We start from the raw sequence: 14,445 nt of genomic DNA on the forward strand, positions 1-14,445 counted from the left end.
TTGCACGAGTCTTCGACGGCCCCTGCCCCGGCCGTCCCTGGCTAGGCCGGATACGGCGGAAATGTTGCCACCAGATCGCGTACCTCTTCTCGTACGTTCGAGTCCTCCCGCACCGCTTCGACCAGCAGCCCCGCGATGCGCACCAGCTCCGGGCCGCCCATGCCCTGGGTCGTGACGGCGGCGGTTCCGAGCCGCAGTCCGCGGGCCTCGCCGTGCGGCAGGGCACAGGTGTCGAGGAAGATCCCGGCCGCGGCGAGCCTGCCGCGGGCGGTGTGCGCCTCCACTCCCAGGGGTGCCGGATCGGCCAGAACCAGATGGGTGTCCGTACCGCCGGTCGTGATCGCGAACCCCGCGGTGGCCAGCGCCTGTGCCAGGATCCGTGCGTTGTCGACCACCTGATGGGCGTACCCCGTGAACGCCGGAGTGGCCGCCTCCCCGAACGCCACGGCCTTGGCGGCGATCGTGTGCATCTGGGCGCCGCCCTGCGTGAACGGGAAGACGGCCCGGTCGATCCTCTCCGCCAGGTCCGCCCCGCACAGCAGGAGGCCGCCCCGCGGGCCGCGCAGGACCTTGTGTGTCGTGGCGCAGACGACGTCCGCGTGCGGCACCGGGTTCGGCGCCGCTCCCCCGGCGACCAGGCCCATGGGGTGCGCGGCGTCGGCGATGAGATAGGCGCCCACGTCGTCGGCGATCTCGCGGAACGCCGCGTAGTCGATGTGCCGGGGATAGGAGATCGAGCCGCACACGATGGCCTTGGGCCGGTGGGTGCGGGCCAGGGCGTGCACCTGGTCGTAGTCGATGAGGCCGCTCTCGGGGTCCACCCCGTACCCGACGAAGTCGAACCAGCGGCCGGAGAAGTTCGCGGGTGAGCCGTGCGTGAGATGGCCGCCGTACGGCAGGCCCATCGCCAGGACCGTGTCGCCGGGGCGCAGCAGCGCGGCGTACGCGGCGAGCACGGCGGAGGAACCGGAGTGCGCCTGTACGTTGGCGTGCTCGGCGCCGAACAGGGCCTTGGCGCGGTCGACGGCGATCCGCTCGGCGATGTCGACGAGCTCGCAGCCGCCGTGGTGCCGGGCGCCGGGATAGCCCTCGGCGTACTTGTTGGCGAGCGGCGAGCCGAGGGCGGTGAGGACGGCGGGCGAGGTGAAGTTCTCGGCTGCGATCAGCTGGAGCGCGTCACTCTGCCGGGCGACCTCCGCGATGAGGACCTCGGCCAGCTCGGGGTCCTGCCTGCGCAGCCCTTCGAGGTCCGTGTAGGCCGTGGGGGCGGTGGGTGCGGTGCTGACCGTGCTGAGCGACATCGTGGGCTCCGGGGCCTTGCAGGGGTGACCTCAGATCCAATGTAGGCCGCTACATGTGTGCGGGCACCCCGGTCAGCGCCGTCACGACGGGGTCGAGGGCCTGGTTGATCTCGTCGCCCACCGAGCGGAAGAACGGCAGGGGTGCTCCGTAGGGGTCGTACACCTCGTCGGCCTCCAGGTTGGGCGCGAGGAGCCAGCCGCGGAGCGCGGCGGCGGCGCGCACCAGGGCGCGGGCCCGCTCCACCACACCGCCGTCGGGGTCCGGCAGGGTCGTCATGTCTATCGCCCGGACGAGTCGCGTGAACTCCTTGAGCGTGAACGTGCGCAGGCCCGCCGAGTGCCCCATGGAGATGACCTGGGCCCGGTGGTCGCGGGTCGCGGTCAGGACGAGGTCGGCGCGGATGACGTGGTCGTCGAGGAGCTCGCGGCCCATGAAGCCGGTGGGGTCCGCGCCGAAGTCGGCGAGGACCGTCTCGGCGTTGGTCTCCATCGGGGCGCCCTCGTGGCCCCAGGTGCCCGCGCTCTCCACGATCAGACCACCGGTGAGGGGGTCGCCGAGGCGGTCGGCCAGGGCATGTCTGGTCAGCCGCTCGGTGATGGGCGAGCGGCACACGTTGCCGGTACTGACGTGGAGGATGCGGAAGGTGTCCGCAGAGCCCGGGAAGCCCGCTATGCCACGCCCCGTCTCAGGGGCTGTCAATTCGCCACCTCGAGGTCGGGTACCACCTTGCGCAGCTCGTCCGCGTCAAGGGCGCCCGCGCGGAGCAGCACCGGCACCTTGCCCGTGACGTCGACGATCGACGACGGGACGATGCCGGGGGTCGGGCCGCCGTCCAGGTAGACGGAGACGGAGTCGCCGAGCATCTCCTGCGCGGCGTCGCAGTCCTCGGGGGCGGGGTGGCCGGTGAGGTTGGCCGAGGAGACGGCCATGGGGCCGACCTCGGTGAGCAGCTCGATGGCGACGGGGTGCAGCGGCATCCGGATGGCGACCGTGCCGCGGGTGTCGCCGAGGTCCCACTGCAGGGACGGCTGCTGCTTGGCGATGAGGGTCAGGGCGCCCGGCCAGAAGGCGTCGACGAGCTCCCAGGCCATCTCGGAGAAGTCGGTGACCAGGCCGTGCAGGGTGTTCGGTGAGCCGATCAGGACGGGCGTGGGCATGTTGCGCCCGCGGCCCTTGGCGTCGAGCAGGTCGGAGCACGCCTCCGGGGTGAAGGCGTCGGCGCCGATGCCGTAGACGGTGTCGGTGGGCAGCACGACCAGCTCGCCACGGCGAACGGCGGACGCGGCCTCGCGCAGACCGGTCGTACGGTCGGTCGCGTCGTTGGTGTCGTATCGCCGTGCCATTAGTCCGGACTCCTCACTGAAAAGCTGACACTGATGATCTGGGTCGTCGCAGCTGTTGTCACGGCATCGCCTTGCGGGCGGTGGCGAAACGCGGGCGGTTGTTGAGGTCGGGGTGGTCGGCCGCGTCGGCCCAGCCCCGCTCCTCGGTGAAGATCCACGGGACCTGGCCGCCCTGGGTGTCCGCGTGCTCGATCACGACGACTCCCCCGGGGCGCAGCAGCCGGTGGGCGGTGCGCTCGATGCCGCGGATCAGGTCGAGGCCGTCCTCCCCGGAGAAGAGGGCGAGCTCGGGGTCGTAGTCACGGGCTTCCGGGGCGACGTACTCCCATTCGGTGAGCGGGATGTACGGCGGGTTGGAGATCACCAGGTCGGCCTGTCCCTCCAGCTCGGGGAACGCGTCCCTGGCGTCTCCCTGGCGGAGGTCGACCCTGGACCCCTCGACGTTCTTCCGCGTCCATTTGAGGGCGTCCTCGGACAGCTCCACGGCGTGCACCCGCGAGCGCGGGACCTCCTGCGCCATGGCGAGGGCGATGGCGCCGGAGCCGGTGCACAGATCGACGATGAGCGGCTCGACGACGTCCATCGCGCGGACGGCGTCTATGGCCCATCCGACGACGGACTCGGTCTCCGGACGGGGCACGAAGACGCCGGGGCCGACCTGCAGCTCCAGGTAGCGGAAGAAGGCCCGCCCCGTGATGTGCTGCAGCGGCTCGCGGGCCTCGCGCCGCGCGACGGTCTCCCAGTAGCGGGCGTCGAAGTCGGTGTCCTTGACGGAGTGCAGCTCGCCCCGCTTCACGCCGTGCACGAAGGCGGCGAGCTCCTCCGCGTCGTTGCGCGGCGAGGGCACGCCGGCGTCGGCCAGCCGCTGGGTGGCCTGGGCCACTTCCGCGAGCAGCAGGTTCACGCTGGTCCTCCGGGACGGGTCGGGAAGGGTCGTACGAAGAGCGGGCTCAGGCGGCGGCGAGCTTGGCGGCGGAGTCGGCGTCCACGCAGGCCTGGATGACCGGGTCGAGTTCGCCGTCGAGCACCTGGTCCAAGTTGTACGCCTTGAAGCCGACGCGGTGGTCCGAGATCCGGTTTTCCGGGAAGTTGTACGTCCGGATCTTCTCGGAGCGGTCGACGGTGCGGACCTGGCTGCGGCGGGCGTCCGCGGCCTCCTTCTCCGCCTCCTCCTGGGCCGCCGCGAGCAGCCTGGAACGCAGAATACGCATGGCCTGCTCCTTGTTCTGGAGCTGGCTCTTCTCGTTCTGGCAGGAGGCGACGACGCCGGTGGGGAGGTGCGTGATGCGGACGGCGGAGTCCGTGGTGTTGACGGACTGGCCGCCGGGCCCGGAGGAGCGGTAGACGTCGATGCGCAGATCGTTGGCGTGGATCTCGACGTCGATCTCCTCGGCCTCGGGCGTCACGAGGACACCGGCCGCGGAGGTGTGGATGCGCCCCTGGGACTCGGTGGACGGCACGCGCTGCACGCGGTGCACGCCGCCCTCGTACTTCAGTCGCGCCCAGACGCCCTGGCCGGGCTCGGTGGCGCCCTGGCCGCCCTTGGTCTTCACGGCCACCTGGACGTCCTTGTAGCCGCCGAGCTCGGACTCGGTGGAGTCGATGATCTCGGTCTTCCAGCCGATGCGCTCCGCGTACCGCAGGTACATGCGCAGGAGGTCGCCGGCGAAGAGGGCGGACTCGTCGCCGCCCGCGCCCGCCTTGATCTCCAGGATGACGTCCTTGTCGTCGGACGGGTCCCGGGGCACGAGCAGCAGCCGCAGCTTCTCGGTGATCTCCTCGCGCTGCCGCTCCAGGTCCTTGACCTCGGCGGCGAAGTCCGGGTCGTCGGCCGCGAACTCGCGCGCGGTCTCGATGTCCTCCCCGGTCTGCTTCCAGGAGCGGTACGTCGCGACGATCGGGGTCAGCTCGGCGTAGCGCTTGTTGAGCTTGCGCGCGTTGGCCTGGTCGGCGTGGACCGACGGGTCCGCGAGCTTCTCCTCGAGATCGGCGTGCTCGCCGATCAGTTCCTCGACCGCCTCGAACATCGGGGGCTCCTGGTCTTCTGCGCGGTGGTTCTCCGCGAATTGGCTGCGGGACGGCAAAAGCGCCGGTCCCGGCCACCCCCTCGTGAGGGCGGCCGATGACCGGCGCAGTGGCTCGCTACTTCTTGGCGGAGCCGGCCTTGCCGAAGCGGGCCTCGAAGCGGGCCACACGGCCACCGGTGTCGAGGATCTTCTGCTTGCCCGTGTAGAACGGGTGGCACTCGGAGCAGACCTCGGCGCGGACGGTGCCGCTGGAGATCGTGCTGCGGGTGGTGAACGACGCGCCACAGGTGCAGCTGACCTGCGTCTCGACGTACTCGGGGTGGATGTCGCGCTTCAAGGTGTCTCCTAGTTTCGGGAGGGCACCGGGTCGTACGCGCGGATTGCTCGTACGTGAACCGGGGCCGACGTACCAGTCTGCCAGGACCGGCCGTATCTCCCAAAACCGGGGTGGAGGCCGATCTATTCCCGACGGGTGCGGGGCGGGCTGCCGCCTGCCTCAGTGGCTGGCGACCACGTCGCCCGCGTCACCCTTGTCACCCGCGGACTGCTCCGTGGCGGACTTCGGGATGGGCTTGTCGGCCCGCAGCGCGTCCCAGACCTCCTGGTCGGCCTTCTCCAGGGGAAGGACACGGTTGGGGTCATTGGGGTCGTACTGAATGGGCAGCGTGACCATCTTCATGTCGCCCGCACCGATGCCCTTGAGGCCGTTCGCGAAGCTCGCGAGGCTCTTGACGTCGTTCAGGTCGGAGTCGGTGGTGATGGCGCTGGTCGCGTCGTCCGCCAGGTCGAACAGCTTCTTCGGGTTGCTGAAGACGCCGACGTCCTTGACCTGGTCGAGGAGGGCCTTGATGAAGGCCTGCTGGAGCTGGATGCGGCCGAGGTCGCTGCCGTCGCCGACGCCGTGCCGGGTGCGGACCAGGCCGAGGGACTGCTCTCCGTTGAGCGTGTGGGTGCCGGCGTCCAGGTCGAGGTGGCTGTCCTTGTCGTGGATGGCCTTCTTCGTGGTGATGTCGACGCCGCCGAGGGTGTCGATGAGCTTCTTGAAGCCCGTGAAATCAACCTCTACGTAGTGATCCATCCGGATACCGGACATCTTCTCGACCGTCTTGACGGCGCAGGCGGGGCCGCCGACCTCGTACGCCGTGTTGAACATCTGCCGCTGCCCGCCGGGCTCGGTCTTCCCGTCCTCGGTGGTGCAGTCGGGCCTGGATATGAGGGTGTCGCGGGGTATGGAGACGACGCTGGCCTTCTTGTGGCCCTTGTAGACGTGGACGATCATCGCCGTGTCCGAGCGGGCTGCGCCTTCGTCCTTGCCGTACTTGGCGTTGTCGCCGGAGCGCGAGTCGGAGCCGAGGACGAGGATGTCCTGGGAGCCGTTGTCGATGTCCAGGGGGCGGTCCGTGCCGAGGGCGGCGTTGATGTCGACGCCCTTGATGTTGCCGTTGAGCTTGAAGTAGGCGTAGCCGAGGCCGGTGCCTCCGAGGACGGCCACCCCCGCGGCGGTCCAGGCCGTGACGACGAGCACCTTCTTGCGCGTGCTGCGCGGCTTGCGGCGGCGCCCCCGCTTGGCGCGCTTCGGCGCGTCGGCCGCCCTGCTCTCGTCGGTCATGCGCTCCTCAGTCCCGTCGGTCGGATACCCCCTGCTTTCAGGGTCAGATGCGGTGTGTCGTCACTTGTCAGACGGCAGAACCGCTTGAAGGGTTGCACAACCCGCCGTGAGCGCCCCGGGTACCACTGGTGACCGACCGTGTGCCCCCACCCCACCATTTCAGGCCTCACCTGCGGCTTTTTCCGTCACCGGGCTACTGCCCGTGACCGTGAGAATCTCTTATGCATGTGGCCAAGGTCTCTCCCTGGTCACATCGCGCACCAAAAGGGCCGCCCCGTCACAGCTGTGACGGGGCGGCCCTTCGGACTGCTGAGGACGACTAGTCGTTGCCGTTGCCCGGCGTCGGCGTCGTCTTCTGGATCTGCAGCAGGAACTCCGCGTTCGACTTCGTCTGCTTCATCTTGTCGAGAAGCAGCTCGATCGCCTGCTGCTGGTCGAGCGCGTGCAGCACACGGCGCAGCTTCCAGGTGATGGCGAGCTCGTCGGAGCCGAGCAGGATCTCTTCCTTGCGGGTGCTGGACGCGTCCACGTCCACCGCCGGGAAGATGCGCTTGTCGGAGAGCTTCCGGTCGAGCTTGAGCTCCATGTTGCCGGTGCCCTTGAACTCCTCGAAGATCACCTCGTCCATGCGCGAGCCGGTCTCGACCAGCGCGGTGGCCAGGATGGTCAGCGAGCCGCCGTCCTCGATGTTGCGCGCCGCGCCGAAGAAGCGCTTCGGCGGGTAGAGCGCGGTCGAGTCGACACCACCGGACAGGATGCGGCCGGAGGCCGGGGCGGCGAGGTTGTACGCACGGCCCAGACGCGTGATCGAGTCGAGCAGCACGACGACGTCGTGACCCAGCTCCACCAGACGCTTGGCGCGCTCGATGGCGAGCTCGGCGACCGTGGTGTGGTCCTCGGCCGGACGGTCGAAGGTCGAGGAGATGACCTCGCCCTTCACCGACCGCTGCATGTCGGTGACCTCTTCCGGACGCTCGTCGACCAGGACGACCATCAGGTGGCACTCGGGGCTGTTGTGCGTGATCGCGTTGGCGATCGCCTGCATGATCATGGTCTTGCCGGTCTTCGGCGGGGCCACGATCAGACCGCGCTGGCCCTTACCGATCGGCGACACGAGGTCGATGATGCGGGTGGTCAGCACGCCCGGGTCGGTCTCCAGACGGAGCCGGTCCTGCGGGTAGAGGGGCGTCAGCTTGTTGAACTCCGGCCGCCCGCGCCCGGATTCGGGCGCCATGCCGTTCACCGAGTCGAGGCGCACGAGCGCGTTGAACTTCTCGCGGCGCTCGCCGTCCTTGGGCTGACGCACCGCGCCGGTGACGTGGTCACCCTTGCGCAGACCGTTCTTGCGGACCTGGGCCAGCGAGACGTAGACGTCATTGGGGCCGGGGAGGTAGCCCGACGTACGGATGAACGCGTAGTTGTCGAGGATGTCCAGGATGCCCGCGACGGGGATCAGGACGTCGTCCTCGGAGACCTGCGGCTCGTTGCCGAAGCCCTGCTCGTCACGGCCGCGACGGCCACGGCGGTCGCGGTAGCGCCCGCGGCGTCCACGACGCCCGCCCTCGAAGTCGTCCCCGTCCTCGTCGGCCCGCGGACCGTTGTCCCGCTGACGGTCCTGGCGCCCGCCGCCCTGCTGCTGGCGGTCCTGGCGGTCCTGACGGCCGCCGCCCTGCTGGTCGTCGCCCTTGTTGCCACGGCGGTCGCGGTCACGGCCGCGGCCCTGCCGGTCACGGCGGTCGCGACGGCCCTCGCCGCCGTTGTCACCGGAGGCGTCGGCGCTCTTGTCGCCCTTGGCCTCGGACGCGTCGCCCTTGGCCTCGCCCTTCGCCTCGGCGGTGACCGTCTCCGGGCTGCCCGCGTCGGCGGTGGCCCGACGCCGACGACGCTCGCCCGCAGGCTGGTCCTCACTGGCCGGCTGACCGGGAATGTCGATCTGCTGCTGGGCCGCGGCCTTGTCGGCCTTGCCCTCGGACTTGCCGCCCTCGGACTTGGCCGAGGCGCTCGCCTTGGCGGCGGGCTCGGCGGCGTCCTCACCCGTACGGGCCTTGGAGGTGGCCCGGCGCTTGGGCTTGGTCTCGGTCGTGTCCCCGGCGGGCGCGGCGCTCTTGGCCGGGGCTCCCCCCCCTGCCTGCGCCTCCTTGATGACCTCGATCAACTGGCTCTTGCGCATGCGCCCGGTGCCCTTGATCCCAAGGCCCGATGCGACCTGCTGCAGTTCCGCCAGCACCATGCCCTCGAGGCCGGTGCCGCGGCGCCGCCGGGACCCGGCCGAAGCACCGGTGGCAGGCGCCGCGGAGGCGTCCGTGGCGGGCGTGTCGGCAGTCACGCCCATCAGATCGGTGGTGTCGCTCACGAAGGGTCCTTCCCTGGAGCGGACGTCGGCCTGTCTGGCTCGGCGACCGGTTGTGCTGTCCGGCGGTCGGTCCTTGCATTCTGTGGACCGTGCCGGGGCGGTGGTCCGCCAACGCGGCGGAAGAATTCATTGGTGATGGCGATTCCCGGTGCGGTGCCACTGAAGTGCGGTGTCACCCGGCTCGGTCACGCCGGTTCCGGAGCGTGCTCAGCACCGCTCAGTGCAGGGCACGAAGCAGATTGGGAGGCTCCCGGAAGAATGGTTGTCCCGGACGGGGACACAAAGCACCTCGCCATGGTGAGGTCGGGTGCAGACTTGAGATTAACACTACCGGATCCAACAAACATTCCCCCTCTCAGGATCGGGACACCCCGAAATCCCGTCGTCCACTGCGTCAGGGCGCAAGCGGCAGCACGCTCGCTCCCGAGGCGTCGAGTTCCAGGCGGTTGGCCGCCCAGCCCTCTCCCGCCAGGCGTGCGACCTTGTCGGCCGCACTGTCTTCGGCCAGCGCGAGGACCGTGGGGCCCGCGCCGGAGATCACCGCGGGCACGCCGTCGGCGCGCAGCCGCTCCACCAGGGCGGCGCTCTCCGGCATGGCCGGGGCGCGGTACTCCTGGTGCAGACGGTCCTCGGTGGCGGGCAGCAGCAGCTCGGGGCGCCTGGTCAGGGCCTCTACGAGCAGCGCGGCACGGCCCGCGTTGGCGGCCGCGTCGACGTGCGGGACGGTGCGCGGCAGCAGGCCGCGCGCCGTCTCGGTGAGGACGGGCTTCCCGGGGACGAAAACCACCGGAACGATGGAATCGACGGGCTCCATCCGGATCGCGCGCGCCGTGCCCCCGTCCATCCAGGAGAGCGTGAAACCGCCGAGCAGACAGGCGGCGACGTTGTCCGGGTGGCCCTCGATCTCGGTGGCCAGTTCCAGCAGCGCGGCGTCGTCGAGCCTGGCCTCGCCGCCTATCGTCACGGCACGCGCGGCGACGATGCCCGCGCAGATGGCGGCGGACGACGAGCCGAGGCCACGGCCGTGCGGAATGCGGTTGGCGCAGACGATCTCGAGCCCGCGCGGCTGTCCGCCGAGCAGGTCGAAGGCGGTGCGCAGGGAACGTACAAGCAGATGCGACTCGTCGCGCGGGAGGGTTTCACTGCCCTCGCCGGCGATGTCGATGTTCAGCCCGGAGTCGGCCACCCGGACGACCACGTCGTCGTACAGACCCAGCGACAGGCCCAGGGCGTCGAAGCCCGGACCGAGGTTGGCGCTGGTGGCGGGGACGCGCACCCGGACGGCGGCGGCGCGGAACGCGGGACCGGCCATCGCTCGATGACTCTCCTTGAGCTGCGTGTTTTTGAGGCTGCGTATTTCAGTACGTGCCACATGTACGGAACACCCGAAGGCCGCGAACTACGGCGGCACCGCGGCATATGCGGCGGGCGGGTTCGGTACAGCCTATCGAAGGAAGGTTCTGTGGCGACATAGGGCGCACAGGAGGCGCACGATGCGTGTCGTAAGCCCCCTGTGCCACCCCCTGTACGGAGTTGCGGGTTCTGCCTGCGGTGACGCAGGGCCCGGCAGTTACGCCAGACCGAGGCGCTCGGCCGCGGCGGCCGCGTCGACCGGGACGGTGACCGGCTGCGGAGCGCCCGCAACGGCCCAGTCCGGGTCCTTGAGGCCGTTGCCGGTGACGGTGCAGACGATCCGCTGCCCCTTGTCGACCTTGCCCTGCTCGACGGCCTTCAGCAGACCGGCGACCGAGGCGGCCGACGCGGGCTCCACGAAGACGCCCTCCTGGGACGCCAACAGCTTGTAGGCGCGCAGGATCTCACGGTCCGTCACCTCGTCGATGAAGCCGTCGGACTCGTCGCGCGCGGCGAGCGCGTGCTGCCACGACGCGGGGTTGCCGATGCGAATCGCGGTGGCGATCGTGGACGGGTCCTTGACCACCTCGCCGCGCACGATGGGCGCCGAGCCGGAGGCCTGGAAGCCCCACATCCGGGGGGTACGGGTCGACACCGAGTCGGCCGCGTACTCCTTGTAGCCCTTCCAGTAGGCGGTGATGTTTCCGGCGTTGCCGACGGGAAGGACGTGGATGTCCGGGGCGTCGCCGAGCGCGTCGACGATCTCGAACGACGCGGTCTTCTGGCCCTCGATGCGGAACGGATTGACCGAATTCACGAGCGCCACCGGGTAGTTCTCCGACAGGGCTCGAGCGAGGTTCAAGCAGTCGTCGAAGTTGCCGTCGACCTGGAGGATCTTCGAGCCGTAGACGAGCGCCTGGCCCATCTTGCCGAGCGCGATCTTGCCCTGCGGCACGAGGACCGCACAGACCATTCCGGCCCGTACGGCATAGGCGGCCGCGGACGCCGAGGTGTTGCCGGTGGAGGCGCAGATGACGGCCTTCGCGCCCTCCTCCTTGGCCTTGGTGATCGCCATGGTCATGCCGCGGTCCTTGAAGGAACCCGTGGGGTTGGCGCCCTCGACCTTGAGGTGGACCTCGCAGCCCGTGCGCTCGGAGAGCACCTGTGCCGGCACGAGGGGCGTGCCGCCCTCGCGGAGCGTCACGACCGGCGTGGTGTCGGAGACGGGAAGACGGTCCCGGTACTCCTCGATGATTCCGCGCCACTGGTGGGTCATTGCTGCTTACTCCCCTTCAACCCGCATGATGCTGGCGACACCACGCACGGTGTCGAGCTTGCGCAACGCGTCGACGGTGCCGGTGAGGGCGGCGTCGGGCGCGCGGTGGGTGACGACGACGAGGGAGGCCTCGCCGTCCTTGCCCGTCTGACGGACCGTATCGATCGATACGCCGTGCTCGGCGAAGACCGTCGCGACCTGGGCGAGCACGCCCGGCTTGTCGGCAACGTCGAGGCTGATGTGGTAGCGCGTGACGACCTCGCCCATGGAGCTCACGGGCAGCTGGGTGTACGCGGAGTCGCCGGGCCCGGTGGCCTCGGCGAGCTTGTTGCGGCAGACGGCGACGAGGTCGCCGAGGACTGCGGACGCGGTGGGCGAGCCACCGGCGCCGGGCCCGTAGAACATGAGCTGGCCCGCGGCCTCCGCCTCGACGAAGACGGCGTTGTAGGCACCCCGCACCGACGCCAGCGGGTGGCTGAGCGGAATCATCGCGGGATGCACGCGCGCGGTGACGGACCCGCCGTCGGCGGCCCGCTCGCAGATGGCGAGCAGCTTGATGGTGCAGCCCATCCGTTTCGCGGAGGCGAAGTCGGCGGCGGTGACCTCGGTCATGCCCTCGCGGTACACGTCGTCGAGGCGCACGCGCGTGTGGAACGCGATTCCGGCGAGGATCGCGGCCTTGGCGGCGGCGTCGAAGCCTTCGACGTCGGCGGTCGGGTCCGCTTCCGCGTAACCGAGCGCGGTGGCCTCGTCGAGGGCCTCCTGGTAGCCCGCACCCGTCGTGTCCATCGCGTCGAGGATGAAGTTCGTCGTCCCGTTCACGATGCCGAGGACGCGGTTGACCTTGTCGCCGGCGAGCGACTCGCGCAGCGGCCGGATCAGCGGAATCGCCCCGGCGACGGCGGCCTCGTAGTACAGGTCCCGGCCGTGCTCGACGGCGGAGGCGTGCAGCGCGGCGCCGTCCTGGGCGATGAGCGCCTTGTTCGCGGAGACCACGGAGGCGCCGTGCTCGAAGGCGGTGGTAATGAGGGTGCGGGCGGGCTCGATGCCGCCGATCACCTCGACGATGACGTCGATGTCCCCCCGCTTGACCAGGGCGGTCGCGTCCGTGGTGATGAGCGAAGGATCGATTCCCTCGCGCACCTTGGAGGGGCGACGGACGGCGACCCCGGCGAGCTCCACCGGGGCGCCGATCCTGGCTGTGAGGTCGTCGGCGTGCGTCGTCATGATGCGCGCCACCTCTGAGCCGACAACCCCACAGCCCAGCAGCGCCACCTTCAGCGGACGCGTACGCATCATCCGACCTCACTTCTCATACATCTACGGTGGGACCAGTCTCACCCACCGGAACGGACTTTCAGTCCATCGTCCGGATCCTGAGACATCTATTTCATCTTTTGCGTCATCCGACGTCGAGACGCAGGAGATCTTCCTCCGTCTCACGCCGGACGATCACCCGTGCCTCGCCGTCGCGCACGGCGACGACGGGCGGGCGAAGAGCGTGGTTGTAGTTGCTCGCCATCGAGCGGCAGTACGCACCGGTCGCGGGCACGGCGATCAGGTCACCGGGCGCCAGGTCGGCCGGAAGGAAAGCATCTCGTACGACGATGTCCCCACTCTCGCAGTGCTTGCCCACCACGCGCACCAGCACGGGGTCGGCGTCGGAGGAGCGGGAGACGAGGGCGACGGTGTACTCGGCGTCGTACAGCGCGGTACGGATGTTGTCGGACATGCCGCCGTCCACGGAGACGTACGTGCGCAGCCCTTCCAGGGGCTTGATCGTGCCGACCTCGTAGAGCGTGAAGGCGGTCGGCCCGACGATGGCGCGGCCGGGCTCCACGGAGATCCGCGGCGTACGCAGCTTCGCCGCCGCGCACTCGCGCGTGACGATCTCGTTCAGCGCCGCGGCGATCTCGTGCGGCTCGCGGGGGTCGTCGTCGGAGGTGTACGCGATGCCGAGCCCGCCGCCGAGGTCGATCTCGGGGAGCTCGACGCCGTGCTCGTCCCGCACCTCGGCGAGCAGCTGCACGACGCGGCGGGCGGAGACCTCGAACCCGGCCATGTCGAAGATCTGCGAACCGATGTGGGAGTGGATCCCGATGAGTTCGAGGCCGTCCAGCTTGAGCGCGCGCCGCACGGCCTCGGCGGCCTGTCCCCCGGCCAGCGCGATCCCGAACTTCTGGTCCTCGTGCGCGGTGGCGATGAACTCGTGGGTGTGCGCCTCGACGCCCACGGTCACGCGGATCTGCACGCGCTGGCGCTTGCCGAGCCCCTCCGCGATGTGCGCGACGCGCACGATCTCCTGGAAGGAGTCGAGGACGATGCGTCCGACGCCCGCCTCGACGGCGCGCTCGATCTCCTCGGGGGTCTTGTTGTTGCCGTGGAAGGCGATGCGCTCGGCGGGCATGCCGGCGTCGAGGGCGGTGGCGAGCTCGCCGCCGCTGCACACGTCGAGGTTCAGCCCCTCCTCGTGCAGCCACCGCACGACGGCACGGGACAGGAACGCCTTGCCCGCGTAGAAGACGTCGGCATCGCTGCCGAAGGCGTCACGCCAGGCCTGGCACCGGGCGCGGAAGTCGGCCTCGTCGATGAAGTAGGCAGGCGTACCGAACTCCTCGGCGAGCCGGGTCACTTCGATCCCGCCCGTGCTGACGACGCCTTCGGGGCCGCGGGTGACGGTGCGGGACCAGACCTTGGGGTCCAGGGCGTTCAGGTCGGCGGGCGGCGCGCTGTAGTGCCCCTCGGGGAGCACGTCGGCGTGGCGGGGTCCGGCGGGGTGGGCGGAACGGCTCATGACTCGGTCGTCTCTCTCACGGGTGACACACGTCTCTCGCGGGTGTCACAGGTATTCGGGTGCGCTGATGCCGAGCAGGGACAGGCCACCGGCGAGCACCGTCCCGGCGGCTTCGGCGAGGGCGAGCCGGGCACGGTGGGCGGCCGAGGGTTTCTCGTCACCGAGCGGCAGGACGGCTCCCCGCGGGGCGCTCTGGAAGGCCAGGAACGCGTCGGCGATGACGACGAGCTGCCGGGCGAGGCGGTCCGGCGCGCGGTGGCGCGCTGCGGAGGCGAGGGTGGCGGGATGGTCGGCGAGGGCGTCGAGGAGAGCGGACGCGGCGAGGCCGAGGGGGCCTGCGGGATCCGTGGTGTCGCCGGGCCGGGCGTCGAAGCCCAGCTCGGCGGCG

At 70.3% G+C, this 14,445-nt stretch carries 13 protein-coding genes; all 13 read right to left on the reverse strand.

Annotated features, from left to right (window positions below; genetic code table 11):
• Window positions 1–41: 41 nt before the first annotated feature.
• The gene (locus AOK03_RS07655) at window positions 42–1,301 is read right to left on the reverse strand and encodes a serine hydroxymethyltransferase (RefSeq protein WP_055564412.1); all 1,260 of its coding nucleotides are present in this window, start codon (window positions 1,299–1,301) and stop codon (window positions 42–44) included.
• Window positions 1,302–1,350: 49 nt separating this feature from the next.
• A complete protein-coding gene (locus tag AOK03_RS07660; RefSeq protein ID WP_055564413.1) occupies window positions 1,351–2,001 on the reverse strand; it encodes an arsenate reductase/protein-tyrosine-phosphatase family protein in 651 nt (216 codons plus the stop codon).
• Complete coding sequence (locus AOK03_RS07665; protein WP_055564414.1) at window positions 1,998–2,645, reverse strand: L-threonylcarbamoyladenylate synthase; 648 nt, start codon at window positions 2,643–2,645, stop codon at window positions 1,998–2,000. The genes AOK03_RS07660 and AOK03_RS07665 overlap by 4 nt, the downstream gene beginning before the upstream one ends.
• A gap of 58 nt (window positions 2,646–2,703) precedes the next feature.
• Window positions 2,704–3,549 carry a peptide chain release factor N(5)-glutamine methyltransferase gene (gene prmC / locus AOK03_RS07670; RefSeq protein WP_055564415.1) on the reverse strand — a complete coding sequence of 282 codons (846 nt, stop codon included), beginning with the start codon at window positions 3,547–3,549 and terminating at the stop codon, window positions 2,704–2,706.
• Window positions 3,550–3,595: 46 nt separating this feature from the next.
• Window positions 3,596–4,672 (reverse strand): peptide chain release factor 1, encoded by a 1,077-nt coding sequence (gene prfA, locus AOK03_RS07675; RefSeq protein ID WP_055564416.1) that lies wholly within the window; start codon window positions 4,670–4,672, stop codon window positions 3,596–3,598.
• Window positions 4,673–4,787: 115 nt separating this feature from the next.
• Complete coding sequence (gene rpmE, locus AOK03_RS07680) at window positions 4,788–5,009, reverse strand: 50S ribosomal protein L31 (protein WP_055564417.1); 222 nt, start codon at window positions 5,007–5,009, stop codon at window positions 4,788–4,790.
• Window positions 5,010–5,168: 159 nt separating this feature from the next.
• Window positions 5,169–6,281 (reverse strand): LCP family protein, encoded by a 1,113-nt coding sequence (locus tag AOK03_RS07685; RefSeq protein WP_055564418.1) that lies wholly within the window; start codon window positions 6,279–6,281, stop codon window positions 5,169–5,171.
• 319 nt (window positions 6,282–6,600) lie between these two features.
• Entirely contained in the window at window positions 6,601–8,634 is a 2,034-nt protein-coding gene (gene rho, locus AOK03_RS07690; RefSeq protein ID WP_055564419.1) for a transcription termination factor Rho, read from the reverse strand.
• 394 nt (window positions 8,635–9,028) lie between these two features.
• The gene (thrB, locus tag AOK03_RS07695) at window positions 9,029–9,946 is read right to left on the reverse strand and encodes a homoserine kinase (protein WP_055564420.1); all 918 of its coding nucleotides are present in this window, start codon (window positions 9,944–9,946) and stop codon (window positions 9,029–9,031) included.
• A 258-nt stretch (window positions 9,947–10,204) separates the two neighbouring features.
• Window positions 10,205–11,263, reverse strand: coding sequence for a threonine synthase (gene thrC, locus AOK03_RS07700; RefSeq protein WP_055564421.1), 1,059 nt, complete (start codon window positions 11,261–11,263; stop codon window positions 10,205–10,207).
• Window positions 11,264–11,269: 6 nt separating this feature from the next.
• The gene (locus tag AOK03_RS07705) at window positions 11,270–12,562 is read right to left on the reverse strand and encodes a homoserine dehydrogenase (protein ID WP_055564422.1); all 1,293 of its coding nucleotides are present in this window, start codon (window positions 12,560–12,562) and stop codon (window positions 11,270–11,272) included.
• 103 nt (window positions 12,563–12,665) lie between these two features.
• Complete coding sequence (gene lysA / locus AOK03_RS07710; RefSeq protein ID WP_055564423.1) at window positions 12,666–14,057, reverse strand: diaminopimelate decarboxylase; 1,392 nt, start codon at window positions 14,055–14,057, stop codon at window positions 12,666–12,668.
• Window positions 14,058–14,102: 45 nt separating this feature from the next.
• The coding region (locus AOK03_RS07715) for a DALR anticodon-binding domain-containing protein (RefSeq protein ID WP_244177519.1) at window positions 14,103–14,445 on the reverse strand (343 nt) is incomplete at its 5' end.

Origin of the sequence: Streptomyces atriruber (assembly GCF_001418325.1) — a bacterium.
Classification (GTDB): Bacteria; Actinomycetota; Actinomycetes; order Streptomycetales; family Streptomycetaceae; genus Streptomyces; species Streptomyces atriruber.

Bases quoted from the DNA above. Each gene is read 5' to 3' on its own strand.
- AOK03_RS07655 (WP_055564412.1), bottom strand. From the start codon at position 1,301: ATGTCGCTCAGCACGGTCAGCACCGCACCCACCGCCCCCACGGCCTAC.
- thrC (WP_055564421.1), bottom strand. From the start codon at position 11,263: ATGACCCACCAGTGGCGCGGAATCATCGAGGAGTACCGGGACCGTCTT.
- AOK03_RS07705 (WP_055564422.1), bottom strand. From the start codon at position 12,562: ATGATGCGTACGCGTCCGCTGAAGGTGGCGCTGCTGGGCTGTGGGGTT.
- AOK03_RS07665 (WP_055564414.1), bottom strand. From the start codon at position 2,645: ATGGCACGGCGATACGACACCAACGACGCGACCGACCGTACGACCGGT.
- lysA (WP_055564423.1), bottom strand. From the start codon at position 14,057: ATGAGCCGTTCCGCCCACCCCGCCGGACCCCGCCACGCCGACGTGCTC.
- prfA (WP_055564416.1), bottom strand. From the start codon at position 4,672: ATGTTCGAGGCGGTCGAGGAACTGATCGGCGAGCACGCCGATCTCGAG.
- thrB (WP_055564420.1), bottom strand. From the start codon at position 9,946: ATGGCCGGTCCCGCGTTCCGCGCCGCCGCCGTCCGGGTGCGCGTCCCC.
- AOK03_RS07685 (WP_055564418.1), bottom strand. From the start codon at position 6,281: ATGACCGACGAGAGCAGGGCGGCCGACGCGCCGAAGCGCGCCAAGCGG.